The organism is Vibrio proteolyticus NBRC 13287 (assembly GCF_000467125.1).
Taxonomy (GTDB): domain Bacteria; phylum Pseudomonadota; class Gammaproteobacteria; order Enterobacterales; family Vibrionaceae; genus Vibrio; species Vibrio proteolyticus.
In genome coordinates this window covers 216,827-240,102 of sequence record NZ_BATJ01000004.1, presented here as the reverse complement: position 1 = coordinate 240,102, position 23,276 = coordinate 216,827, and the positions used below count along the sequence as shown (strand labels likewise).

The 23,276-nt window shown below is 45.6% G+C and carries 26 protein-coding genes; 13 read left to right on the top strand and 13 right to left on the bottom strand.

The annotated features are described in order from the left end of the window. Nucleotides 1–181 precede the first annotated feature (181 nt). Entirely contained in the window at nt 182–1,840 is a 1,659-nt protein-coding gene (locus tag VPR01S_RS07125) for a BCCT family transporter (RefSeq protein WP_021704628.1), read from the top strand. A 562-nt stretch (nt 1,841–2,402) separates the two neighbouring features. On the opposite strand, the gene VPR01S_RS07115 is transcribed toward VPR01S_RS07125, so the two are convergent. Then, nucleotides 2,403–3,047, bottom strand: coding sequence for a hypothetical protein (locus VPR01S_RS07115; RefSeq protein WP_425585300.1), 645 nt, complete (start codon nt 3,045–3,047; stop codon nt 2,403–2,405). Nucleotides 3,048–3,655: 608 nt separating this feature from the next. On the opposite strand from VPR01S_RS07115, the gene VPR01S_RS07110 reads away from it, so the two are divergent. From VPR01S_RS07110 to VPR01S_RS07070, 9 genes are all read left to right on the top strand, one after another. After that, nucleotides 3,656–4,300, top strand: a complete 645-nt coding sequence (locus VPR01S_RS07110) for an inovirus Gp2 family protein (RefSeq protein WP_021704625.1) — start codon at nt 3,656–3,658, stop codon at nt 4,298–4,300. A gap of 60 nt (nt 4,301–4,360) precedes the next feature. After that, nucleotides 4,361–5,035, top strand: coding sequence for an inovirus Gp2 family protein (locus VPR01S_RS07105; RefSeq protein WP_021704624.1), 675 nt, complete (start codon nt 4,361–4,363; stop codon nt 5,033–5,035). A 53-nt stretch (nt 5,036–5,088) separates the two neighbouring features. Further along, nucleotides 5,089–5,688, top strand: a complete 600-nt coding sequence (locus VPR01S_RS07100) for an inovirus Gp2 family protein (protein ID WP_040902343.1) — start codon at nt 5,089–5,091, stop codon at nt 5,686–5,688. A 73-nt stretch (nt 5,689–5,761) separates the two neighbouring features. Beyond that, on the top strand, nt 5,762–5,962 hold the full coding sequence (locus tag VPR01S_RS07095) for an AlpA family transcriptional regulator (protein ID WP_005496783.1): 201 nt from the start codon (nt 5,762–5,764) through the stop codon (nt 5,960–5,962). 82 nt (nt 5,963–6,044) lie between these two features. Next, nucleotides 6,045–6,482, top strand: coding sequence for a ribonuclease HI (locus VPR01S_RS07090; protein ID WP_021704621.1), 438 nt, complete (start codon nt 6,045–6,047; stop codon nt 6,480–6,482). A 240-nt stretch (nt 6,483–6,722) separates the two neighbouring features. Further along, nucleotides 6,723–7,304: a hypothetical protein gene (locus tag VPR01S_RS07085; protein ID WP_021704620.1), complete on the top strand. Its 582-nt coding sequence runs from the start codon at nt 6,723–6,725 to the stop codon at nt 7,302–7,304. 22 nt (nt 7,305–7,326) lie between these two features. Then, the gene (locus VPR01S_RS07080; RefSeq protein ID WP_021704619.1) at nt 7,327–10,155 is read left to right on the top strand and encodes a DUF4150 domain-containing protein; all 2,829 of its coding nucleotides are present in this window, start codon (nt 7,327–7,329) and stop codon (nt 10,153–10,155) included. A 2-nt stretch (nt 10,156–10,157) separates the two neighbouring features. Continuing rightward, nucleotides 10,158–10,928, top strand: a complete 771-nt coding sequence (locus VPR01S_RS21945) for an AHH domain-containing protein (RefSeq protein ID WP_021704618.1) — start codon at nt 10,158–10,160, stop codon at nt 10,926–10,928. After that, nucleotides 10,925–11,539: an imm11 family protein gene (locus tag VPR01S_RS07070; RefSeq protein ID WP_021704617.1), complete on the top strand. Its 615-nt coding sequence runs from the start codon at nt 10,925–10,927 to the stop codon at nt 11,537–11,539. The genes VPR01S_RS21945 and VPR01S_RS07070 overlap by 4 nt, the downstream gene beginning before the upstream one ends. 123 nt (nt 11,540–11,662) lie before the next feature. On the opposite strand, the gene VPR01S_RS07065 is transcribed toward VPR01S_RS07070, so the two are convergent. The 6 genes from VPR01S_RS07065 to radC form a co-directional block, all read right to left on the bottom strand. After that, nucleotides 11,663–11,899, bottom strand: coding sequence for a hypothetical protein (locus VPR01S_RS07065; protein ID WP_021704616.1), 237 nt, complete (start codon nt 11,897–11,899; stop codon nt 11,663–11,665). A 38-nt stretch (nt 11,900–11,937) separates the two neighbouring features. Then, a complete protein-coding gene (locus tag VPR01S_RS07060) occupies nt 11,938–12,297 on the bottom strand; it encodes a hypothetical protein (protein WP_021704615.1) in 360 nt (119 codons plus the stop codon). Nucleotides 12,298–12,320: 23 nt separating this feature from the next. After that, on the bottom strand, nt 12,321–13,061 hold the full coding sequence (locus tag VPR01S_RS07055; protein WP_021704614.1) for a WYL domain-containing protein: 741 nt from the start codon (nt 13,059–13,061) through the stop codon (nt 12,321–12,323). 319 nt (nt 13,062–13,380) lie between these two features. Next, nucleotides 13,381–13,824, bottom strand: coding sequence for a DUF2787 domain-containing protein (locus VPR01S_RS07045; protein ID WP_021704612.1), 444 nt, complete (start codon nt 13,822–13,824; stop codon nt 13,381–13,383). 50 nt (nt 13,825–13,874) lie between these two features. Further along, a complete protein-coding gene (locus VPR01S_RS07040; protein WP_021704611.1) occupies nt 13,875–14,312 on the bottom strand; it encodes a DUF2787 domain-containing protein in 438 nt (145 codons plus the stop codon). Then, nucleotides 14,309–14,782 (bottom strand): RadC family protein, encoded by a 474-nt coding sequence (gene radC, locus VPR01S_RS07035; RefSeq protein ID WP_002030999.1) that lies wholly within the window; start codon nt 14,780–14,782, stop codon nt 14,309–14,311. The genes VPR01S_RS07040 and radC overlap by 4 nt, the downstream gene beginning before the upstream one ends. A gap of 170 nt (nt 14,783–14,952) precedes the next feature. Between radC and VPR01S_RS07030 the strand changes: the two genes are divergently transcribed. After that, the gene (locus VPR01S_RS07030; protein ID WP_021704610.1) at nt 14,953–15,693 is read left to right on the top strand and encodes a sce7726 family protein; all 741 of its coding nucleotides are present in this window, start codon (nt 14,953–14,955) and stop codon (nt 15,691–15,693) included. Nucleotides 15,694–15,712: 19 nt separating this feature from the next. Here VPR01S_RS07030 and VPR01S_RS07025 read toward each other — a convergent pair whose 3' ends face one another. The 5 genes from VPR01S_RS07025 to VPR01S_RS07005 form a co-directional block, all read right to left on the bottom strand. Beyond that, entirely contained in the window at nt 15,713–16,825 is a 1,113-nt protein-coding gene (locus VPR01S_RS07025; protein ID WP_021704609.1) for a beta family protein, read from the bottom strand. An 11-nt stretch (nt 16,826–16,836) separates the two neighbouring features. Further along, nucleotides 16,837–17,337, bottom strand: a complete 501-nt coding sequence (locus VPR01S_RS07020; RefSeq protein ID WP_021704608.1) for an ImmA/IrrE family metallo-endopeptidase — start codon at nt 17,335–17,337, stop codon at nt 16,837–16,839. Continuing rightward, complete coding sequence (locus VPR01S_RS07015) at nt 17,334–17,954, bottom strand: hypothetical protein (protein ID WP_021704607.1); 621 nt, start codon at nt 17,952–17,954, stop codon at nt 17,334–17,336. The genes VPR01S_RS07020 and VPR01S_RS07015 overlap by 4 nt, the downstream gene beginning before the upstream one ends. A 334-nt stretch (nt 17,955–18,288) precedes the next feature. Then, nucleotides 18,289–19,506, bottom strand: coding sequence for a tyrosine-type recombinase/integrase (locus VPR01S_RS07010; RefSeq protein ID WP_021704606.1), 1,218 nt, complete (start codon nt 19,504–19,506; stop codon nt 18,289–18,291). A 235-nt stretch (nt 19,507–19,741) separates the two neighbouring features. Beyond that, entirely contained in the window at nt 19,742–20,608 is an 867-nt protein-coding gene (locus VPR01S_RS07005; RefSeq protein WP_021704605.1) for a YicC/YloC family endoribonuclease, read from the bottom strand. A gap of 165 nt (nt 20,609–20,773) precedes the next feature. Between VPR01S_RS07005 and rph the strand changes: the two genes are divergently transcribed. Both rph and pyrE read left to right on the top strand, forming a co-directional pair. Further along, a complete protein-coding gene (gene rph, locus VPR01S_RS07000; RefSeq protein ID WP_021704604.1) occupies nt 20,774–21,490 on the top strand; it encodes a ribonuclease PH in 717 nt (238 codons plus the stop codon). Nucleotides 21,491–21,621: 131 nt separating this feature from the next. Next, entirely contained in the window at nt 21,622–22,263 is a 642-nt protein-coding gene (gene pyrE, locus VPR01S_RS06995) for an orotate phosphoribosyltransferase (RefSeq protein WP_021704603.1), read from the top strand. A gap of 58 nt (nt 22,264–22,321) precedes the next feature. On the opposite strand, the gene VPR01S_RS06990 is transcribed toward pyrE, so the two are convergent. Beyond that, complete coding sequence (locus VPR01S_RS06990) at nt 22,322–23,272, bottom strand: Kdo(2)-lipid IV(A) acyltransferase (RefSeq protein ID WP_021704602.1); 951 nt, start codon at nt 23,270–23,272, stop codon at nt 22,322–22,324. Between the last annotated feature and the right edge of the window lie 4 nt (nt 23,273–23,276).

The window sequence follows — 23,276 nt, the reverse complement described above, 5'->3', positions numbered from 1 at the left end:
CGTGTCGCAAATTGAATAATGGCAGCAAATTCTGATTTTTCTTACCTGGTGAGGAGAATTTTATTGATTACAATGGGGCTGTTATACACTGATAAGGTTCTGTGTTTTAAATTTTTTAATCTTAGTCCCTGTCACAGAACGTAATTAATTTAGGGCTTTGACGATTTTAAGGGGAAGTAAAGTGAGTAGTGACAATGGAGGTCTGCCGCGTCCGGATGGCAAGGTAGACCCGATCGATACCGACTACACGGTCGGTCAGGATAATGTGGTGGTGAATCTCGGGCCGTTTGGTCTTGATATCCATAACCGGGTGTTTGCCATTTCAGGTTTGGCGGTGGTGTTTTTCGTCTTTGCCACGCTGATCTTTCGTGAGCAAGTTGAGCCGCTGTTTGTGCATTTGCGTGACTGGCTGACCTCGAGCATGGACTGGTTTTTCCTGTCGGCCGGTAACTTTTTTGTGGTGGTGTGTCTGGCACTGGTGATTTCGCCATTGGGCCGGGTTCGCATTGGTGGGACCGAAGCGGTGCCGGATTATTCCTATTCAGGCTGGCTGGCGATGCTGTTTGCCGCCGGGATGGGGATTGGTCTGGTGTTCTTTGGTGTGTCCGAACCGATGTCGCATTTCAGCACTGCGCTGAGCGGTCCGGTGATGGAAAACGGTGTGCGTACCGACTGGGCACCGCTCAATGGCGCGGCCGGCGATGTTGACGCAGCGCGTTCACTGGGTATGGCGGCGACCATTTATCACTGGGCACTGCACCCGTGGGCGATCTACGCTTTATTGGCGCTGGGTCTGGCGATTTTCTCATTCAACAAAGGCCTGCCGCTGACCATGCGTTCAGTCTTTTATCCGCTGTTTGGGGAACGCGTCTGGGGCTGGACTGGTCATGTGATTGACATTCTGGCGGTGGTCGCGACTGTGTTTGGTCTGGCAACGTCGCTGGGTTATGGCGCGTCTCAGGCCGCGACTGGTCTGAACTTCCTGTTTGATGTGCCGATGGGCGACACCACCCAGATCGTGTTGATTATCGTGATCACGGCGTTGGCGCTGATTTCGGTACTGGCGGGTCTGGATGGGGGTGTGAAGCGCCTGTCGGAGATCAACATGGGGCTGGCGGCGTTGCTGCTGCTGTTTATCGTGATTGCGGGGCCGACGCTGGCGATCGTAACCGGCTTCTTCGATAACATCGGTTCGTACCTGACCAATCTGCCAGCGCTGTCGATGCCGTTTGAGCGTGAAGATGCCAACTATTCTCAAGGCTGGACGGCGTTTTACTGGTCGTGGTGGATCTCCTGGTCGCCATTCGTCGGCATGTTCATCGCACGTGTTTCCCGTGGCCGCACCGTGCGCGAGTTCATCATTTGTGTTCTGCTGATCCCATCAACCGTGTGTGTGTTCTGGATGACGGCGTTCGGCGGTACGGCGATCAGTCAGTACATCAACAGCGGTTATGAAGCGGTGATGAACGCCGACCTGCCACTCAAATTGTTTGCGATGCTGGATGTGATGCCATTTGCTGAAATCACCTCTTTTGTCGGCATTGTGCTGGTAGTGGTGTTCTTTATTACCTCGTCGGACTCGGGCTCGCTGGTGATCGATACCATCGCCGCTGGCGGTAAAGTCGACGCGCCGACGCCTCAACGCGTGTTCTGGTGTACGTTTGAAGGCTTGGTAGCCATCGCTCTGATGCTGGGGGGCGGTCTAGCTGCTGCTCAGGCAATGGCGGTGACCACGGGTCTGCCGTTTACCATTGTGCTGTTGATTGCGACGGTGTCGCTGATCAAAGGTTTGATGAGCGAACCAAGGCCGAAGGCCAAACTGGCGGCAGACAACAAGTAACGCCGAGCATTAAAAAGCCCTGAACTCAGTTCAGGGCTTTTTTGGATCGGAGTGCGTGGATTACTCGATGTTCTGGATCTGTTCGTAGAGTAATAAATTTTATTATTTAAAAATCAATAGATTGGTGGATTTTTGTTGTCTTATTTAGGGTTTTACTACCCAATATACTACCCAGTTGGGTTACATCACAGCGTTTCTTACATTGACAATAGTTCTGCTATTTGTGTAATGATAACTATTATCATTATCAGTCGCGGTGTTTTTACCAACCGAAACACTAAGCTGTGAGAGGTATATGTGCATACTAAGGTAAATATAGTGTCATGTAATTCTGCCGTGAACAACTGTAGCTTTATTTTAAACGCTGCTTCATCAGGGTACTTAAGCTGTATTCGATAAACGTGAATTTTGATCACCATCCCCACTTCTTGTTTATATATCTAGTTCTAGATCTAGATCGGTACGTCATCAAGACTGTCATATCACGTGTATGGTAAATGCCTTTATACAGCTAAGCGAAGATGTTCAGCCCCATTAAAGTCGGCGTTCCTCCCGCAAATGTTTATTCCAAAACCTTAAAAATTTGCTGCAAAACGGCTGGTGGTATCGGGTCCTTGCTTTTCACGATGAAATTCTTTAGATCAAGCCGTAGATCACTCAAAATTTCCAAAAATTGAAAATAACGCTTTTCAGGGGTGTCTTGCGATTGAGGTTCAGAACTTTTTTGTTGCTTTTTCTCTGACTCTCCCACGGGCTTTTGGGGGACAAAAAATTGTGACGAAAAAGCCTCTGTTACCTGTACAAAAGTGCCAAGACTGAGATTCCCCCGTTTAGTTTCCTCTGTGTACAGCCTAACATAACCGAGTTCTTTGAGGCGTTTTAAAGTATCGGATACACGACGAACACTCATCCCTAAAATGACCGCCATCTTGGTTTTGCTTATCCCTAATCCAAGGGTATTTCGGTCAACATTCTTGGCTAAAAATGAGCAAACCAGAATCAATGCTTCCGCAGCTTCATAGCGAAGGCTTAGCTCGCTTTTCCAAAATGTGTTGATAATTTTGGTTTGATTAATCTCTCTTTCAGAATAGGTTTCTGTCGGTATATGGCTTCTTGAAATGGGAGCGTACGGTAGCAGAATAATCCATTTTTGACATGCTAGAGATGGGTGTTTCTTGAATAGATAGGTCTCACGAAATTGCCCCATGGTTTTAACTCGATGCAACTCATTATAAAAAGTGGTTCTCTTTTGGGCACCAAATGGTAGAGGCATTGCTATGAGTTTTTTCTCCTTTTCGTTGTAGAGATAGTATTTGCTTCTGGCATCGAAATCGTTAATCAAATTGATGATATTCATCTCAGCGTCAGGATTGATAGCTGGCGTTTCCAAAATGGTCGGTACTTCTGAACGATTGGCTTCGTCTTTGTCAGTTAGTGTCATTCATTTACCTTAGTTGCATGTAATAAAAACCGTAATCCGACGTTTTAAGGCTGGTGTGGGAAAGTGGCATCATCACTTTTTATGTGAGTAAACTCCAGAGAAAAAAATGCATGAACCATGATTTTTGATAAAAAATGAAGGTTATCTGGATAGATTTAGCTGATGTGAAGACTCAGTAATCATCGAAAAACAGAGGGTGAGTGAATCGAGGGGGATCGGTAATTAATAATATATACCTCTCCATCTACTCACCTAATCCCACACCTCAACCAACGACCTCATCACTCGATATCTTGGTAGGGGAACCCATCCCCTACCCGAAAAATCACGTCACTCACAGTACCTATGTCAGAAGCAAAACATAGGTCACCATCATGTCTAAAAACCTAACCATCACACACGAATCCACTTTCAACGGAAACAAGATATACATCGACAAGGAGGGGTTGGTCCTCGAATACCTAGAAGGGATAGAGTCAGTCCTTGAGAAAGCTCTAGAGCAATATGCGAGACTTTTTATCGTTCGAGTGGACCTTAACTTACCAACAGACTTTAGAGGGGATGATTCAGCAGTGATGACTCGTTTCTTCCGCTCTCTGAAATCTCAGGTAGCGGCATATCGAAAACGTAGTGCTCGGTTAAATGGCAAACCCTATCGTGAAACCACCATTCGTTATGTGTGGGCTAAAGAATGTGATACCTCATCAAGCAGCCATTACCACGTTGTGCTTATCTTTGACCGGAATATCTTTCGCTCTCTGGGGGATTTTGGAGAGTATCAGCAAAGTTTGGCTAACCGTATTCGTAATGCATGGAAGCGTTCAGTGGAAGCCTCGTACTCAGGCAAAGAGAAACCAGCTATCCATTTCTCCAAACAAGGCCAGTATCACTTGCTACGTAACTCTGAGGAGTTTGAGGAGGTGTTTCAGTCCGTCTTTTACCGACTAAGTTACCTAGCGAAGAGAAGAACCAAGCACTTTGGAAAGCGTATGAATAATTTCGGCCATAGCCATAAGTAGCTTAAAAATTACGGTAGTTACAGTTCCTGTGGGAATCACAACAAACCACAGGAACTAATCATGATTCATCAACTCAACGTAGCTCATCAAAGAGTCCACACCATAACTCATGACAGAACCTTCAATGGGAAACCACTCTACTACTTTGAGGATGGTCTCGTCCTCGAATACCTAGAGGAGATAGACCGAGTGCTGACTGAAGCACTAAACCAATACCCAAGAATCTTTGCTGTTCACATCAACCTAAACCTACCGAGTGACTTCGGTGGAGATTACCTAGCGATGTTTGCTCATTTCTTTCGTATTTTAGAATCAGAGACTAACGAGCTCTGTAAGGACAAATACACCGATAGAACTTATCGATACCAACAAACGGTCATTCGCTATATCTGGGCTAAGGAAAGTAAATCCACCAGCAAGCACCATCATCTTATCTTGCTCTTTGATAGGGATCTCTTTCAAAACTTAGGCACTGGACGAGAGGGATGGGGGCGTTTTCTTTACAAAAAAGTGAGGAAGACATGGGATAGGGTGGTTGAAGCTAGTTACAGCCAACCATGCTCAGGGTTAGCCTATTCTCCTAGTAATGAAGGTTTTGAGCTGTTCTCCGATACAGAAACGTTCCCGTTACAGTTAAATGAGTTCTTCTACCGAATCAGTCGTCTCGCGAGGCCCATTGCCAACCGGAACGATCACTTCAACAAGAGCTTTGGTTGCAGTCACGACTCACCTTAAAAAAATACAACGCGAGTAATGCCTATGTCATTCACACACAAAAGGCATTACTCATGGCGAATAGAACCTACCTCCCAAGCATTACCCTTGATAGAACTTTTGAAGATTACCCGCTGTATTACAGCGACAAGGGGTTATACGAGTCAGCACTGACCTCAATGGTCGATGTCTTTGAGCAGGCACTCAGTCAGTTTGACATCGCTCTCGCCACACGTTTGGACTTGTTTTTGCCAGAAGACCATCAAGATACCGACCTCAGTATCCTCAACGATTACTTTAATCTGCTTAAAGAAAAGCTTGATACGGATTCTCTGTTCTATGTATGGCGTAAGCGGGAAGACAAGGTGCCATCCCACAACTATCGCGTGATGCTGTTTACTGACTATAGCCAGAACTTTGGTCCCGCTATTTGTTGGGACAAGCGCAATGAATTGGTCGGGCACCTTAAAACGGCTTGGCAAGAAGCGATAGAAAAGCACTACAGCGGCGAAGCGCGTTCATTGGTGTTTCTCAATGACCGAGGCAATTATGGGGTGGGGATGCGTTGTCGTAGCAAAGACACCAACATAAAGAACACGCTCTTCCACCGCATGAGCAGTCTTGCTGAAGCGTGGGAAGAAAAGCGTTACTGCTTTGGCTCTAGCTTGGAGTAGACCGACTGCATTTCTTTACAGTGGCGGCTTATCACATGGGTATATACAAAGCAGGAGACGATTCCCAGTGAAAATGAGATTTCTACGACTAAAAGAAGTGATGTCACTAACAGGGCTAGGCCGTTCAACTATCTACAAGTTCATGGCAGATGAAACCGACTTCCCTAAGAGTGTTCCACTTGGTGGACGAGCGGTGGCTTGGGTAGAAAGCGAAATCGAGGAATGGATGGAGCAACGTCTAGCACTGCGAGATAACCAAGAATCTTTTCAGTAACACAAACATCAAATCACATCATCAACGGGGCGCTGGCTAAGCAAAGTCATACGCCCTTTTTACAATTAGAGAGAGATAAACAATGAGCTATTCAATTTACGTAGACGGCGCTGCACCAAACAACCAACACGGATGTACACGAGGTGGCATTGGGCTGGTGGTTATGGATGAAGACAATGAGATTGTTCATGAAGAGAGCTTTACTATCAATCGAAAAACTGACAATGCTGAGCTTGAGCTACTGGCCTTAATTGAAACGTTGGAATACGCAGAGGATGAGGATGTCATCTATTCGGACAGTGATTACTGCGTGAAAGGTTTCAACATCTGGATGGATGATTGGAAAGACCGAGGTTGGCGACGCACGGATAAGAAACCCGTTAAGAACCGTCAACTGTGGCAACAAGTGGATGAGTTGAGTTCTAGGAAGTATGTCGAGGTCTTTAAGGTCAAAGCACACTCTGGTATCGAAGGGAATGAGAGAGCGGATTTGTTAGCGGTTGAAGCCGCTACTGAATAGAAAGTACTGGGTAAAAAGCGGAGTGTTGTCATCAACACTCCGCGCACTCTTATTCTGTTTTTTATCGATAACATATAACTCAATATCGATGAGTTGCGACGAAAGACCGGAGAAGAGAATGAGTAGGCTTGGAGCACTGCAAATTTAATGTGAGTCTTATCACGATAGAAACACACAGTCCAAGAGAGTGGGCTGATGAAAGCACAAATGTTTAATGCGTAATAACTAAGGCTTTAGTAAATGGTTAAGCTTGTTGGTGAGTCTTTACCGTTGATTCCCCTGATCTTGCAGCAATTTAGTCAGTGGGGCGCATGCCAATGCGATGTTATATTTCCTCTCCAAATGTACTGGGAGCGCTCTATATTGAACACCTTGTCTAACTCTGCTGAACAGACTTCAAAAAAACAAGCCCGTATCGGATGGGTAAAAGAAATTCACCCTGAAAACCATCGTGTGAAAGTGGATTTTTATGGGAATGCCTACGGGCAACCCGTCTGGGCTGTTTTAGGTCGAGGTTTCACTCGTTCTGAGATTCATTTGGCCATCGACAATCAGCTTGATTGCCGCATTGAGTTCGTTGGTGAGGATTTGGATGTGCCTATTCTCACGGACATTTACCTTTCGTTAGCGGAACAACAAGAGCTCGTCATCAAAGCCAAGCGTGTGGTTCTGGAAGGCAAAGAAGAAGTCACGATTAGATCTGGCGAGGTCGCAACTAAGTTCAGTGGCAATGATGGTCGCATTACGACGAAGGCGACACACATCTCAAGTCGTGCTGAAAAAGTCCACAAAATCCAAGGTTCAAAAATCACACTGAACTGACCGAGCTTAATAAGGAGTAAATATGTCAGTCACCATCAATGCGAACGGGCTGAGCATCGTTCACAAAGGCTCTGGCGGAGAGGCCAATGCCACGTTACCTGATGTGTGTCTTACAACCGTCGGCAACGCAGTAGTCCCTATCCCTTATGGAAACAATTCCAAGTCAGCGGATTTAGTGGAAGGCACCACGACCGTCACCGCAGATGGCGGCAACAGCATTGCTTTAAAGGGTAGTAAGTTTGCCAAGAGTACTGGCGATGCGGGCGGGGACAAAAAAGGTGTGGCATCGGGCACGATTGAATCCGAAGCCGAATTCATATCAGCGTCACCGAATGTCATCATCGAAGGGAAAGGTGTGGCAAGGCTTTCTGACCAAATGACGATGAACAAGGCCAACACCATGTGCCTCGGAGGGGTTCAAAATCCAGCTGTCACGGTCAATGAAGATGAAGAAGGGACTTACACCGTCTACGTTAAGGCCAGATACCCGGATGGCGTGCTTCTCATGAATGCCGACTTTGACATTACTGATGTCTCCGGGGGCGTTCTATCCCCCGGTCATTTTGATGACTCAGGCAAAAGCAAAGTGTCAGGCCTAAAGCCCGGTCAAGTTAAAATTCTTGCCAAAGAGAGTACCGATGAATTTGTGCCTAAAGTTGTTCGAATGAAAAACCTTCATCACCTTTCCACAGTGAGCGATGAAGATTTTTTTGACCGAGCTGCGCAAGGGCAACAAACTTTTTGGCACCCGACTCGTATCGCTCCGCCCGTTGAGGGCTGGGGTTTTATGGGACCAAGCCTCACTGCTGACCGATACTTTGCCGACATCGTGAAGTTAGAAGTCAAAACCCACTTCAAAAAGCATCATCCAGAATTTCCGCTTGATGACTTTGCAGAATCAATCATTGCAGGCATAGAAAGCATGTCTGACGAGAGTATGGATAGCGTCATTTCATCTGGTTTGCCTATGGTGATTGAATCAGGCGAAATTCTTTCTGTTTTACTCAGATTGCCCAAACATGAAACCGTGGACCGTATGTTGGCTTACATGCGAGCGCGTGGTAAAGGTAACCCGCAAACCTACTTAAAACAATTCGACTGGAACAGTGCACAAAAGGCGCTTGGTAATGAACTGGAAGCGTTGCTCAAGAAAATCAAAGGTCGAGTTGAGTCGCTCAGCGCGGAGGCAAATCGACTGAATTACATCTATCTGTCTTCGGATGTGTATGACACCCACGTCAGTACCATTAACACCTATGCTAAAAAGCTCTCCGATAATCTTTCCAAGGCCTTTAACCGCTTAAAATCAAAATCTGACCGACTATTGAGTGATGTGTCGGGAGTGTCAGTAATTCAGGCACCTGACAACGTTTACTCTGCGGAAGCGGGTAACATAGAAGTAGTGATCAACGCCATCTTAAAAATCGACTTGGAAGAACAAAAATGGGTCAAAGTGCAGCTCTTTTACGATGACCCATGGCAAACCCCTTTCCTTGCCGACAATCTGTGTATCAAAACCAATTCAATCGTCCATGCCGAGGAGGTCAGCCTTAATAAGTCTGCTAATAAAAGTACAGAGTCGGAGACCGCCATTCATGCCATAGAAACCAGTGAGAAGCAGGGCGGAGTCACAGCGTTTGATGACCTGAAGTCAAATACTGACGTGGTGACTGTAGAGATGGTCGGTGAGCCCGGCATAGAACAACAGATTAAAGACTCTCAAGCGCTCATTGAGCGTCGCTTAGACAGCGTCTATGTTCAAGTCAGCAAAGCCATGCAGCCTTTTGCACTCCAGTGGCAAACGCGTGGTGTCGCCAGTTTGGCCGACGGTATTGATGATGGCATTGTCGATTGGGGTAAAGACTTCACGGATATGTTCAGCCAAGACTTCTGGAGTAGCTTTGGCAATACCGTTTGGGATGCGGGCGCGTCCGTGCTAGACACCGGCGCTGTCTACGCTTCTGAAACTATCGACAATATACAGCAATCTCTTGAAGAGCAAGTCAAAGCGGGGGCAGGATGGTACTTGTCGAATACGACGAAGCCTGTTGACGAGCTGTCATTAGGTGATGTAGCTGACTTGTTTAGCAAAGCGATTGAAGACGGCGCGGAATCACTACGAGAGATGATGTTAGACAATGGCGCTCGACTTAAAGAGAAGCTATTGGAGTTTTATGACGATGCTGAAGACGCGGTTGAACGTGCCCGACTGATTGCCAAGTATCATGAAGAGATTATTGCGCTGCCGAGATACATTGCGGAAAATGATGCCAAAGCGCTGCAAACGTTTATTGATACTGCTCTCAAAGAAATTGCCCCAGATTGGGCGAAAGAAATCAACGACACTGGTGCTTTACCTAAAGCAATGGCAGTCATGCGCGACCCGTCTTCAGCGATAACTTACAGCGCTTATGTTGTCCTCCTATTGGATGCTATCCCACCCAATTTCTATACCTACTATGGCGGTAAGTTAGGTATCTATGTCTTACTCGAAGTTATTCTGAATCTCATTTTAGGGTTCTTTACACTTGGCGCTGGTGTTGCCGTTCGCACAACGGCAACGGCCGCTAGGCTCGTAGTTAAAGGTAAGCAAGCGAAGAAGCTGGTTGGAGCTCAAAAAGCACTGGATACCTTTGGTGAGGCTTTGGATGAAATGGGTAAAATCATGGGGGACCTTGAAGGTTTAGCGGATAAATTGGCGAAACGGAAGGGAGGCAAAATTCAAGGACGCCCTAACATGACCCTATCAAAGCAAGTGGAAAGCAAAAAAAGAAAAGGGAAATGTACGGTGTGTAAAAGCAGTGAGCACCGAACACCAAAAGTTTATCGTGGTGAGCTGAAGAGGAAATAACAATGTCAGACACAATGGAATTAGAAGAGCCCATTAAAGGTAACATTACCAAAAAACCTGAGCCCGGCGCGCCTGATTACCGCAAAGCTTGGATTGCGAATGTTAATAAGTACAACGATAAAGTGAAGCCGCACCCTTTTTGTCATGGTATCCAAATGGATACACACCACCTTATATCTGAGAAAGCACTAGAAAAGTGTGATAAGGCATTGCAAGAGAGCTTGGTTGATAAAGGTTACAATATGAATAGTCTAGAGAACTTAGTTGGAATTCCTGCGACATTTAGAGGGGCTTGTCATTTAGGTACTCAAGTTCATAGGAGTGATCATAAGTTTAAGAAAAATCAATTTGATGAGATTTTGAATTATGATTACCATGAAACAATCAAGGACTTAGTTACTGAAAAAAAACAAGACATCAATGAATGTTACGGTACTACAGCTACCGAAGAGAGCGAGCGATACATTCACAAAGAAATTATGGATAAAGTTAGTCAAAAGGCTTTGAGAAGGATTAGTAGCTTTGCTCTGCCACTAACTTCTATACATACAAACTTTCAACGCCCCCAAGACCCCCAAGACCCCCAAGACCCCCAAGACCCATATATTGGGTGCGGTGAAGGTGAAAAAGTTGGTGAGGTCAAAGGTGGTAAAAATTGTTGTGCTAATAAAGGAAATCACAATGGTGAGATTGATACCAGACCAGGCAGCGATTTTACCTTAGATAGTGCTATAAACTTTCCACAAGAATGGGATTTGACGAGAAGAATATGAAAAATTACGAGCAAGAGTACTTTCTTTTAAAAAGAGTCCCTTTCCGTGAAAAATTTCTATCACTACGGGCAACGTTAGATACGGGTAGAAGGAATCACACGTACGAACGATTAGACTATGGCGATGGCCCTATTTTTTTTGAAAATGGTTACAAAGGCGAAATACCTTTTTATCTTACTAATGTTCAAATGGATAGTATATACCCGGTAGTATCGGGTGATATCGCTTCAGTAGTGAACCAATATGAAATACATGGTCTTGAGTTATTTCCAAGCGTCATTATAGGTGATGATGGAAAGTGGCATGAGGAGTTTTATTTTTTTAATTTATACGCCCCTTTAGATTGCGTGGATTTTGAAAATAGTGATGTAGATGAGTATGAGCCTAATGCCAAGTACAATGAAGTTATTACTTATAAGTTGCTTGGCGAAGTGTTGGATGACATACCAGAGGAAAACCGTCTGATTATCAAGCTTGCTCGTGTAGAAGGCGGTGCGATTATCTGCCATCAAAAAATAGTCAAGGCGTTAGCTAAGTTCGATATTGAAGCATTTCAGTTTTTCAAACTCAGTGAATATAGCCTTGGGATGGAATTTAAGAGGGCGACTTAGATGTTAGAGGGTATCTACCTAAAGTAGCTTTAGAGACTATTGGTATAATAGAGTATGGTTACTATGGATAAAAATGGGGAGCGTAACTGCTCCCCATTGTCGTTTTTGCCGTTATTATTGGTATTACTTTTTAGTGATAGCTTCACAGCCTTCAGGAACAGTGATGGTCGATGTATCTTTACCTGCTTGCTGTGCCGCTATGACCTCCATCTTGTACTGAGTGCATTTCCCAACACTGACGTTGACTGCACCTGTGTCTACAGATGGGTTACCTCCTAATGCTCCCCCTCCCTGAGCGAAAACAAAAGGCGTGATTAGGGTTGCGAGTAGAACGAGAATATTCGTTGTAGTGTGACTCATGGTGTTTCCTTGTTGGGTAAAGTTGGATTTGTCGAGAGTTAGAAGGTGTAGACAAAAGTGCCTGCACTGGAGGTGACTTCGATTTCTTTCACGCTGTCTACGGTGCAGTTGTTGCTGTATCCGGTGTAGGTTTCACCGAATTTCAATGAAACGTTTCTCGATAGTTCAGAGCTTGTACCAGCGGGTAGGCGGCAGTTGCCTCGATTGACAATGACATTGCTTATTACTGTGCTGTCAGCGATAGATTGAATATCAAAGGTCAGTGTTCCCCAATGTGGGTTGGTGGATATCGACACTTCAATATCAGCGGTGACGGTTTGCGCTTCTTCCTGTTCGCTGCAAGCGGTGACTCCGAGAATCAGCATGCTCATCATGATGGTTCGAATGAGGGTATTCATAGGTATCTCTCCGTAGTGGTGAGTTAAATTTGGGACGCACGGATTTCAGCGTGTTCACGCATGAACTGCTCTAGATTGAAATCAGCGGGATAGGTAAAAGAAAACGTCGATACACTGGCCTCATCAATCAGAGGTACGGCTAGGGTGCGTATCGTGGGTTGACCGGATAAACGAAAAAGCAGCAAGAGTGCGTCACATTGAACCGAGAGTCCCAATGGCTCGATGAGCGCTTTCTCTTGCTGCAAAACTTGACTCGATATCTTGAGCATTCGGTTGTTGAGTAATGCAGCGTGTACCGCATTCAATATTTGCCGCTGCTCATGACTCCATTCACGAATAGTGGGCAGTGCTACATGGACTTTGGCTAACCATGCTTGCTCTTTTGAATACGCCGAGCCCTTGTAGGGTAAAGGTTTGTCTCTCTCCGAGGAGCGACCTTGCCCATAATTCAGTGCATCAGGAACCAGCGGCAGTAAGTACTTATTAGTCAACTGCCAATAGAGCATCTCCTGCTTGTTGAGCTTCAGTAATTGCTCTGAGGTTTTCCGATAAACATGAGGCATGCTCATCGAATCACACTCCACGTTAAACACGTCCACAATGACTTCATCGAGGTAGCGTTTAATGCTGCGCGTGGTGCGGTGGATATCGAGTAGGGCTAACTGCTGCTGCAACTCCCTAACGGTAATCCAACGATGTTGAGGAATAAGCATCAGCGTGTGCAGCAAAGCGGATAACCCTTCAATGCTGGTTTTATTGCTCATGACTACGCTCTCAATACATCAAAGCTCCAAGACCGGAGGTGGACATTTAATGTCGGGAGAGTAGAGGTGAGTCAGACACATAATGTCCAACGGTGAAAACAGCATCAATCGGCAACACGAAAGCGTGAGCCGATTAACATTAACGAGGCTTATGCTTATCACTAAGCTCGGCAATCGCTGCCAATAATCCAATCAACAGCACTACCAGAAAGCCTAACGTCGTCAGAGTTCCGATAGCGCCAAAGAAAGGAGAGAGGGTAAACAAAGTAATAAGAGCGGTGACAAGCTTAATGGTGTTAAGGAGAAGGGAAGTCATGAGCTATTGTGGGGTGACGGTTATCTCGTTGTAGGAGTTCATATCAACATAGGCAAGAAAGTTACTCTCCCACAATCGATAGAGCTCTTTGGCATCACGGCTACCCTGCATTGGCAGCCAACCACGATAGGCCACAAAGAACTGTCCAACCCGAAAATCAAAATCCAAGTTGCGCTCTAGCTCTGGATAGTAATTCCCCATATAAGCAAAGTCGGTGATGTACTCAATGCTCCATTCTCCTGTTGAGGTTTGGCAAATCGCCATCTCAACCGGATGGAAGCCGCCTTCTTCCGCGCTGTAACTCTTATCGCGAAAGTTAAACACCAGATAGCGGCTGGTGGTCAGTGCTTCATTACTCAGCAAGTGAGCGGTGAGTTGCTCACTTAACAGCTTATGCAGTTTCTTTGATACAGGTAGTAATGATGCTGTGAAGGTTAATTTGGACATAGTGAGTCCTCCTTGTTTCAGGATTCAAATAAGAAATGAGAGATTAGGATTTAGTTGAAAGTGCCGACCATTGTCAGTTGTACGTCATCAAAGACGTTTCTGGAAAGGTGGCGAGCGAAGGCTTTCATCCAGACCGAGAGCAGCTCTTGTACCTCTGGGTGGGATAAATCAGTGCTCCCTACATCGGGTTGATAGCACCAGCGATTAGCAAGGTGAAAGTACAACTCAGGCTCAACGGTTGTGCTGTTGTCATCGGGATAAGAGAAGCTGGCAAAGAACACCACCAGCCAAGGGCTTGAGCCTGACTCGCGTTTAAGCTGTACTTCAATGGGATGCAAACCTTGTCTATGTCGGTAGTAACTCATTTGGCGGCAGTTCAACACGAGTCGTTCAGCGTTCTCTGGGAGAGTGTATCTATTCAGAAGTGCTGCCAGTGACGAATGTAAAGCATCATCAATAGAAAGCTCACCATAATGTTGCTCAATCATAACCAACCTCTTTCAGCAAATGAGGTGCAGGTATCGCCTGTCACGATATGGTCAAGAACGCGAACATCCACTAGAGCTAAAGCGTCTTTGAGTCTTTCGGTTATGCGTCTATCGGCTTGAGACGGTGTTGAGTCTCCAGATGGATGGTTATGGGCAAATATCACCGCTGCGGCATTGACTTCCAGCACCGCTTTCACCACTTCTCGCGGGTAGACGCTGGCCGCATCCACTGTGCCTTGAAACAGCTCTTTAAATTCAATTAGTCGGTTTTGGTTATCCAGCAGCAATAAGGCAAACACTTCACGCTCATAGCAGCCTAGCTTGCAGCGCACATACTCTTTGGTGGCATCTGGGTTGGTTAGGGCATCACCACGCACGTAGCGTGTTGCCAGTATCTCAGCCGCATGCTCTAGGATTTCATTTTCCTGATAGCGTTGCTGCTTTTGGTAATCGGAAGTTTTGGGATTCATTTCAGGCTCCTGTCGGAATCAATGATGGGATTTCACATTGATGACATATGCCTGAAAATTTTTGGATTTAGTTTTGGTATCAAAATCGGCTTAGAACAAGAATGAAAATACTCCTTTTATTTTGTATACTTCAACAGAGTTTTAGTGGAAGTGAAACAAGGTAGTGGGTCATGTCGGCAGTAGAGACATTCTTGGAGCCGGAAATAAAATCCAATGTTATTAATTACTTAATTGAAAACTGGAAGTTGAGCTCCCAAGATTTAATTATCAATGAATTCACTGTTGGAGACTTTTCCCGCAGAGTTGACTTGGCTGTCATCAAGTCAAGTCGTCTATTTGCATTTGAGGTCAAAAGTGATTCTGATTCATTGATTAGGCTCGAAGGTCAGGTGTCTAAATACCAAGAATATTTTGATAAGGTGATTGTTGTTACAGCTCCTCGGCATACTGTAAAAGCTTTAGAGCTCACTCCTTCTAACGTTGGAGTTTGGGAGATATCCCAAGGTGTTATTACGATTAAACGTAAAGGCCGTATTAAAGAAGTAAACTCTCGGAAAGCGTTTATCGAGATGATGACCGCTGTGGAGTTGAAAAAATTGTCTAGAAACCTTCAGATCCCTAGCCCAAATGTTAAAAGAAAAACCTTGGAAAGAGTGTTGGACAATGTTGCAGTGTCGAAGCTTCGAAACGCTGCTATAGACTTCATCAAAGGGCGCTATCAATCAAGAAATGACAGTTTTTTTGAAAATTTGGAAACCGGCATGAGCACCCCTGATGCTCTTGAGCATTTAAAATTACCGAAAAAAGATTTTACATCTACTGATATAGATAGCTTCATTTCAGCTTTAGAAGAGTTAAATCAGACCTTTGGCTCTAAGAACTGCTCAAATAAAATTGTGGCGAACGCTTAAATGGACGCCACACCTTTTTTCAATCTTCCCAATCTTCTTCGGTATCTAACTCACTTATCTCTTCAAAATAATGAATTTGCTGGTAAAGATGAAGGTTAATTCTTACCGCAGTTGCTTTTTGGGCTGAGTTAATACCGTATTTATTACCTTCGGCGGTCTTCTCAATCATTTGTTGCCCCCATGCTTTTAGGTCCTTTATCCAATAATCTGAATTTATCATTTCTTGGGCAGCTTCTTGATAGAGCTCTTCTTTTTCTTCATTTTCATCATCAAATTCTTTTCTGATGAATCTCCAGTCGTTTTTTAGTGCATAGTCAATTCTTGGAGGAGGTAAGCCACCACCCCCACCCATAGCTTCAGCACGAGCACTTGCTCTGTCTGAGTAGACTAACTTAATTCCTTCACAATCTTTAACTATCTTGTTGAAAATAAGGCGCTCAAAAATAGAAACTTCCCCTCGATAAGAACGACCAAAAGAATAAGGGAATGACGTTCCAGAAAAAGCGATTGTTGCTTTAGGAAGCATCTTATGTACGCCCTGAATGAATTGGGTGTATTTGTGGTGTTCAATTAGGTTGATTCGAGTTAGATCACCGTAATCTAGTATTAAGAACAACTGATCTAGTTTATACGAACTTAATGTTTGTATTATCTTATGGAAGTCCGGAATTGTTACAGGTTGAGTGCCTGCCATTTTTAATCTGACGACGATAGTTCTTTCTAATTCCAGTAGTCGGTCTAATTGTTTGTCTAGCTGTTCTAAGTCCTGAAGTCTAACTGTAGGGATGATATGTTCATGCTTTTTGATAAATTCTACCCAGTTCTTATAGCCATCATCCGGCTTGAGTAGTTTCTGAAATTCAAGGAAAACTTCGGCAGCCCCTTCCTCTTGCGCTCTACTCTCAAGTGAGTTGAGGAAATCATCATCAACATCAGCTATCCATGGTCTTTCCCCAAATGCTTTCTCTATGCGATCCATTGATTTGTCAAAGCTTTTACAGGTAGCCCAACGTTTTAGTGAGAAAGCAGGGAGTATCTGATTTTTTTCACAATCATATAGTTCTTCGAGAGCTGCCATTTCTGCTGGCTTGAGAGATATAAAAGGAATGTAAGAAGCTATTTTTATATTCATTGATGCCTCCCTTACTTGACGCCTAATCGATTTTTTAACGCAATTGCTGAGACTGCCATATCTTCCGCTATAGCTTCATACAACAATTCTCCCTTTTTATCTGTTGCATGAAGTTGTTTAAGTCTTAGAACATGTTCCATCGGCATAATGATGTCTGCCGCTAATCTATCTGCTTCTCTCTCTATGGCGGTAGATTGAGACGAACGATATAAAACGTCATCAGTGATGCCATCTTTCAGTAGGTGCCTATGCAAGAGGAAATGTGAAATCTCGTGAGCAAGAGTATAGCGCTGCCTTGTTTTTACATCGTGCCTATTTATTTTTATGTTAACTGTACCATCTTGTTCTTCTTTTATTTGACCTGATATGTTGGCAGTTAAAGTTGTTTTCTTTACCACTAAACCTAGATCTTTAGCTATCTGACCAAGCTTTACGGGTACTTCAGAGTGTTGTTTTTCAATAACTGATTTTTGAAACTGACTTAGCTTTGTCCATTCAGCGGATTTACTCATGCTTGTTCTTCCTCAAGGTCTAACTCAGGGTACTTACTAAAACCATTCGATCCGTTATCTTTTATTTGTCGTCTTACAATTAAGTCGACTGCACTTTCTAAGTGTTCCTTAAGTTCACCGTTATCTAGCAAAAATGCTATTTCCTTTTTTGCCACTTCGTTAATCTTTTGATTAGCTTCATTTCGGGCGACTTCTGAGGCTACAGATGTTGATAGTTCTTGTGCTGATTTAATTGCACTTTCCTTTACGTTTTTAAACCCAAAGAAAGTAACTATAGCTACGATCACACCAAACACAGTTACAATAATGGTAACACATGCCAATAACACGCTAACCCAGACAGAAAAACTCATTCTTCCTTCGGATTTCTCTATCTGCTCTTGTAATTGTTGTTGCTTTTCTTGAAGGTTAGATATAGCTGACTTTTGATTTTCGATAACCTTGAGTAAGGTTAAGTCAAGATTATCAGCTTCTATATTATTTTGAGTAGATGTTGGTAGTTGAGAAGTTTTAGTCTGTGTTTCTTGAGAAGAAGATGCATTTGTTGCAGCTACTAGGGGGGAGTAACTAAGAAAGCACAGCAGAAATGATAGTAACAAAGGCGAGACTTTTTTCATGTATGTTCTAAGAAATGAAAATGGAGCTATCAGTATGCCACCATATATCATTACTATCATTGTGACTTTTGTTACTTACTTAAAAACATTGATAAAATTCTTGTTATTCAATATCTTTGCTGACAAATGGGTCAGTAACGAGGTGCTGGATTAACATTTGGGTAAGTATTAAGGATGTAACTGTGCGCACTGGCCCAAGCAAATCAGATTGTATGGGACGCTACATCTTCATTTTTCTACAGGAACCCCCCTCCTTTATTTTCAACATTAATTTCCTACCAACGTGGCTATAGCACTTTACAATTGATCTTGTTATCGAATGTAGTTTCCAGCTTTAAATGGCAATGCTTTCTTCTACTAGCTTGGTGACTTTTTCTAGGGCTTCTTTGCGCTCTTCCAAGTAGTCATATCGATCATAGATACCTTCAACACCTTTCAGCTTGTGATTTAAACAGCGCTCTGCGATATGGCTAGGAACTTTTACCGAAGCGAGTAGGCTACGGCAGGTGCGGCGTAGATCGTGAACCGCAAAATGTTTGATATCGCCCATTTTATTTGGTGGTTGTACCTTACGACCGGGCTCTCGACCAAATAGCTTTGAAATAGCTCTGTTCAGTGTGTCTTTGCCCATGTGAGGTACTTTGCTTTCCCTTCTGTTTGGGAAGACGTACTCCGAACGACAAGCTCGCATATGCAGTTCTTTAAACCACTCTACGCACAGCTCCGGAAGCGGAATAGTGAAACCTGTCCCTGATTTGCTTCGCTCCGCTGGTAGGTGCCATAAAGCATTATCTAGATCGAACTCAGTCCACTTTGCTTCTGTTAGCTCTGATTTACGAACGCCAAGACAAAGAAGCAGAGCACAAGCTAGGTAGTTGTCTCGATTGAAGCTATAAATGTTTTGGTTGAAGACGGAAAAAACATGTTTAATCTCTTCCAGTTCTAAGACCCGATCTCGGCTCTCTTCAATGCCACCAGCATCATAGTTGGAAAATGCTAGTGCAGGGTTAGACTCAATAACACCAATCTTCATACCGTGTTTAAAAAGCTGCTTACAATACATTAGCGTGTCGTTAGCTGTGGTTGGACGGCCACTGTCAGCGACTATTTGGATGATGTTGCGGATATCTAAAGGTGTAACACGTTTCAACGTGTATTGACCAATTTGTGGAGAGATCTCTTTCTGATAGATACGCTTAGGTATATTGGGGTGCTTGAGCCTTTTGGACAAATCCTTGTACCAGTCTTCGAAGAGGTCATCGATTATTTGTATATCGGCTTGCTTACTCCGTTTTCTTTCTGCAATTGGGTTAATCCCTTCGCTGATTTGCTTTCGAAGCTCAGATGCTTTCAACCTTGCATCTGCAAGAGAAAGTTCATCGACCTTGCCAATAGTCACCTCCTTTCTTTTCTTAAAAAGGGTGTACCTTAGCATCCAGTATGGTCGACCTATTCTAGGAATCATTAGATAGAAACCATCACCATCGGCATGACGACCCGTTTTTTGATCTTTTACTATCGCCTTAACTTGGTTGACAGTGAGATTGCCCATCTCTATCTCCTTGAATTTATAGCTCTAATCGAAGTTATCATTATATCACTCTCCAGAAGTGGGGAGTATGTTGTGATATTTATACTACGATGGGGAGTAAATAGCAAAATGCTACCCACGATACTCCCCGTTTGTTCATGGCTGTTGATGAATTTTATGGATGTGTATGGATGGGGAAAATAACAAAGCCCTTATAAACAAGGGCTTTGTGGAAGTGTATGGAGTGGAGGGGAATCTATTCTATATTTTGGATCTGCTCACGCATCTGCTCGATCAGCACTTTCAGTTCTACGCCGGAGGCGGTGATGTCGGTGCTGATTGATTTCGAGGCCAGTGTGTTCGACTCGCGGTTGAATTCCTGCATCATGAAGTCGAGACGACGACCACAGGCGCCTCCTTTTTTCAAAATGTTGTTGGCTTCTTTCACGTGTGAATCGAGGCGATCCAGCTCTTCCGCTACGTCGGATTTCTGAGCCAGCAGGATCAGCTCTTGTTCGACTCGGGAGGGTTCCAGCTCGACTTTGGCTTCTTCGAATTTATTCACCAGACGCTCACGTTGCCATTCGAGAATCTCCGGCATACGTGCACGTACTTTCACCACCTCTTCACTGATGGTGCTCAGACGCTGCTCGATCAGAGCCTTCATGTTGTCGCCTTCACGGCCACGGGCTTCGATGAAATCACTCAGCGCATCGTCGAAAGCCGACAGCAGGTCTTTATTGATGGCATCCATGTCTTGCTCCGGAGTCTCCATCACACCAGGCCACTGCATGACTTGGAAGGGATTGATGCGGCTCAGCTCGCCGGTCATGTGCATCACCTGATTGGCGGCTTTGATGACCTGATTGGCCAGCGCTTCGTTGATCGACAGTTCGGCACTGGCCGCCGGATTGGCTTCAAAACGCAGACTGCACTCGACTTTACCGCGTGCCAGGCGTTTGCGGAAACGATCACGCAGCAGCGGCTCCAGACCACGGAACTGCTCAGGCAGGCGGAAGTAGGTTTCCAGATAACGTTGGTTGACGCTGCGGATTTCCCACACCGCGCTGCCCCATTCTGCCTTGACTTCTTTGCGCGCGTACGCGGTCATGCTGTAAATCATCGATTTGTCCTTCGCTTAGCAATTCGGAATATCAAACTGTCGGTATAGTAGCATAGAAATGCAGTGCGTGGATGGGGTCAAACTCACCCTAGGCACCTGGCACGGATTCCTATATAATCTTCGCCCAACCCAATTTGTCTCCCCATTAATTACAGGTAACAGCCCATGCGTCCAGACGATCGCAAGGCGGATCAAGTTCGCCCAATCAAAATTACCCGCCATTACACCGCGTATGCGGAAGGCTCTGTACTGGTCGAATTTGGCAACACCAAAGTGCTGTGTAATGCCTCAGTGGAAGAGAATGTACCGCGCTGGCTGAAAGGTCAGGGCAAAGGTTGGGTGACCGCGGAATACGGTATGCTGCCACGTGCAACTCACTCGCGTACTCGTCGCGAAGCGGCGAACGGTAAGCAAGGCGGCCGTACCATGGAAATTCAGCGTCTGATCGCCCGCAGCCTGCGTGCTGTGGTGGATCTGGAAGCGATGGGCGAAATTATGATCACGGTTGACTGTGATGTGATTCAGGCCGACGGCGGGACGCGCACGGCGTCGATCTCCGGAGCAAGTGTGGCGATGGCCGATGCGTTTCAGACACTGATCGACAGTGGCAAATTGAAAAAGAACCCGATGAAAGGTCACGTGGCGGCGGTTTCCGTCGGCATTCTGGGTGAAGACGTGCTGTGCGATCTGGAATACGTGGAAGATTCAGCGGCCGATACCGATATGAATGTGGTGATGACCGAAGAAGGCAAGATGATCGAGATCCAGGGCACCGCCGAAGGCGAACCGTTCAGCCATGAACAGTTGCTGGCGTTGCTGGAGAGTGCCAAGACCGGCATCAGCGAGATCGTCGCCGCGCAGAAGGCGGCCTTAGCCAATTAGTTTTTTAAGTAGCTCCCGAATGGGGGCTATTTTTTTGCCTTGGATCTGGTACTTATGCTGTGCCAGTCGACATCGCGAGTTTTGTTAACCCGTCCGGTCAGACACCGGACACAGGAAAATGAGAGAGTGTAATGAAAGCATATCAGCGTGAGTTTATTGAGTTTGCCTTAGAGAAAGAAGTGCTTAAGTTTGACGAGTTTACTCTGAAATCCGGTCGTAAGAGCCCTTACTTCTTTAACGCTGGTCTGTTTAACACTGGCCGCGATCTGGCGCGTCTGGGCCGTTTCTACGCGGCGGCGCTGGCCGATTCTGGTATCGCTTTTGATGTGCTGTTTGGTCCGGCGTACAAAGGGATCCCGATTGCCACGACCACGGCTGTGGCACTGGCCGATCACCATGATGTGGATACGCCCTATTGCTTTAACCGCAAAGAAGCCAAAGATCATGGTGAAGGGGGCAATCTGGTCGGCAGCGCACTGGAAGGCCGAATTATGCTGGTGGACGATGTGATCACCGCGGGCACCGCCATTCGTGAATCGATGGAAATCATTCAAGCTAACGGCGCGGATTTGGCCGGTGTTCTGGTTGCCATCGACCGTCAGGAAAAAGGCAAAGGCGAGTTGTCGGCGATTCAGGAAGTGGAGCGCGATTTTGGTTGCGCTGTGATTTCGATTGTCAGCCTGAGCGATCTGATCCGCTACCTGGAAGAGCGCGGCGACAGCGACGACCACTTGGCGGCGGTAAAAGCGTATCGCGCTGAATACGGCATTTAAGCTACGCAGTGGTCTGTGACACAAAAAAGCTGAGGTTTCTGCCTCGGCTTTTTGTTCTTTAGCGGTAACGAATGCCTTTCGGCTGGCTTTCGTCCTGCATGGTTTTGTAGCGTTTGTGCAGCCACATCCATTGTTCTGGTGCGCGTAGGATCAGGGCTTCCACGTACTTGTTCATATACGCGGCGGCGGCGACTTCATCTTTTTGTGGATAGTCTTTTTCAATTGAGGTATCGGCGTAGATCTCATAAAAACCCTGCGCGTTGCGAAAACCCGATCCGGTCACAATCGCACTTTTGCTGGTGTAGGCCAGAATACTGGTGCCGGTGGTGGTGCAAGCGTCTTGTACGGCGAAAAACGGCACAAATACCGACTTGTTGCGGCCATAATCGTGGTCTGGCAAATAGAACAGCAACTCACCCTGGCGCAACACGCGAATCATTTGTTTGACGTCTTTACGGTCAATCAGTTTGTTGCCGTTATGAGTGCGGCCCCAGTACTGGATAAAGTTGTACGCTGGGTTGTCGTGCGGACGGAATGCGCCGTAACCCGGTATGCCGAGTACACCGAAGGCCCGGGCGGTGATTTCCAGATTGAGTGCGTGCACGCAGCACAACAGCACCCCTTGGCCATTTTGCTGATGCCCGCGCAGCGCACTGGTGTCTTTGTCGATAATACGGCGTTTAAAGCGCCAGGTTGGCCAGAACCAGGTAATGCCTGTTTCGATCAGCGCCATTCCGGTGTTTTTAAAGTTCTCTTCCACCATGGCGGTAATCTCATCGGCGGGTTTATCCGGAAAAGCCAGTTCCAGATTACGGGTCGCCACATGTACCCGTTTTTTGCCATAGCGCATGCCAATAGCGCCGATTTTTCGGCCAATAAACAGCAGGATACGGTAGGGCAGCAGGTTTACGACCAGTGCCAGAAAGCCAAAACCCAGCCACACGCCCCAGTTGCGAGGGTGAAGCAAGGCGAGAGAAAACTCAGGTTTGCCGTATTTTTCTTTACTCATAGTC

What these genes read in the sequence shown, in the direction of transcription:
- VPR01S_RS21945 (WP_021704618.1), top strand. Translation starts at nt 10,158, where the DNA reads ATGTCAGACACAATGGAATTAGAAGAGCCCATTAAAGGTAACATTACC.
- VPR01S_RS07060 (WP_021704615.1), bottom strand. Translation starts at nt 12,297, where the DNA reads ATGAATACCCTCATTCGAACCATCATGATGAGCATGCTGATTCTCGGA.
- VPR01S_RS07095 (WP_005496783.1), top strand. Translation starts at nt 5,762, where the DNA reads ATGAGATTTCTACGACTAAAAGAAGTGATGTCACTAACAGGGCTAGGC.
- VPR01S_RS07030 (WP_021704610.1), top strand. Translation starts at nt 14,953, where the DNA reads ATGTCGGCAGTAGAGACATTCTTGGAGCCGGAAATAAAATCCAATGTT.
- VPR01S_RS07040 (WP_021704611.1), bottom strand. Translation starts at nt 14,312, where the DNA reads ATGATTGAGCAACATTATGGTGAGCTTTCTATTGATGATGCTTTACAT.
- VPR01S_RS07105 (WP_021704624.1), top strand. Translation starts at nt 4,361, where the DNA reads ATGATTCATCAACTCAACGTAGCTCATCAAAGAGTCCACACCATAACT.
- VPR01S_RS07025 (WP_021704609.1), bottom strand. Translation starts at nt 16,825, where the DNA reads ATGAATATAAAAATAGCTTCTTACATTCCTTTTATATCTCTCAAGCCA.
- VPR01S_RS07110 (WP_021704625.1), top strand. Translation starts at nt 3,656, where the DNA reads ATGTCTAAAAACCTAACCATCACACACGAATCCACTTTCAACGGAAAC.
- VPR01S_RS06990 (WP_021704602.1), bottom strand. Translation starts at nt 23,272, where the DNA reads ATGAGTAAAGAAAAATACGGCAAACCTGAGTTTTCTCTCGCCTTGCTT.
- VPR01S_RS07070 (WP_021704617.1), top strand. Translation starts at nt 10,925, where the DNA reads ATGAAAAATTACGAGCAAGAGTACTTTCTTTTAAAAAGAGTCCCTTTC.
- VPR01S_RS07115 (WP_425585300.1), bottom strand. Translation starts at nt 3,047, where the DNA reads ATGGGGCAATTTCGTGAGACCTATCTATTCAAGAAACACCCATCTCTA.
- VPR01S_RS07020 (WP_021704608.1), bottom strand. Translation starts at nt 17,337, where the DNA reads ATGAGTAAATCCGCTGAATGGACAAAGCTAAGTCAGTTTCAAAAATCA.
- pyrE (WP_021704603.1), top strand. Translation starts at nt 21,622, where the DNA reads ATGAAAGCATATCAGCGTGAGTTTATTGAGTTTGCCTTAGAGAAAGAA.
- VPR01S_RS07005 (WP_021704605.1), bottom strand. Translation starts at nt 20,608, where the DNA reads ATGATTTACAGCATGACCGCGTACGCGCGCAAAGAAGTCAAGGCAGAA.
- VPR01S_RS07055 (WP_021704614.1), bottom strand. Translation starts at nt 13,061, where the DNA reads ATGAGCAATAAAACCAGCATTGAAGGGTTATCCGCTTTGCTGCACACG.
- VPR01S_RS07065 (WP_021704616.1), bottom strand. Translation starts at nt 11,899, where the DNA reads ATGAGTCACACTACAACGAATATTCTCGTTCTACTCGCAACCCTAATC.
- rph (WP_021704604.1), top strand. Translation starts at nt 20,774, where the DNA reads ATGCGTCCAGACGATCGCAAGGCGGATCAAGTTCGCCCAATCAAAATT.
- VPR01S_RS07045 (WP_021704612.1), bottom strand. Translation starts at nt 13,824, where the DNA reads ATGTCCAAATTAACCTTCACAGCATCATTACTACCTGTATCAAAGAAA.
- VPR01S_RS07100 (WP_040902343.1), top strand. Translation starts at nt 5,089, where the DNA reads ATGGCGAATAGAACCTACCTCCCAAGCATTACCCTTGATAGAACTTTT.
- VPR01S_RS07010 (WP_021704606.1), bottom strand. Translation starts at nt 19,506, where the DNA reads ATGGGCAATCTCACTGTCAACCAAGTTAAGGCGATAGTAAAAGATCAA.
- radC (WP_002030999.1), bottom strand. Translation starts at nt 14,782, where the DNA reads ATGAATCCCAAAACTTCCGATTACCAAAAGCAGCAACGCTATCAGGAA.
- VPR01S_RS07080 (WP_021704619.1), top strand. Translation starts at nt 7,327, where the DNA reads ATGTCAGTCACCATCAATGCGAACGGGCTGAGCATCGTTCACAAAGGC.
- VPR01S_RS07085 (WP_021704620.1), top strand. Translation starts at nt 6,723, where the DNA reads ATGGTTAAGCTTGTTGGTGAGTCTTTACCGTTGATTCCCCTGATCTTG.
- VPR01S_RS07015 (WP_021704607.1), bottom strand. Translation starts at nt 17,954, where the DNA reads ATGAAAAAAGTCTCGCCTTTGTTACTATCATTTCTGCTGTGCTTTCTT.
- VPR01S_RS07090 (WP_021704621.1), top strand. Translation starts at nt 6,045, where the DNA reads ATGAGCTATTCAATTTACGTAGACGGCGCTGCACCAAACAACCAACAC.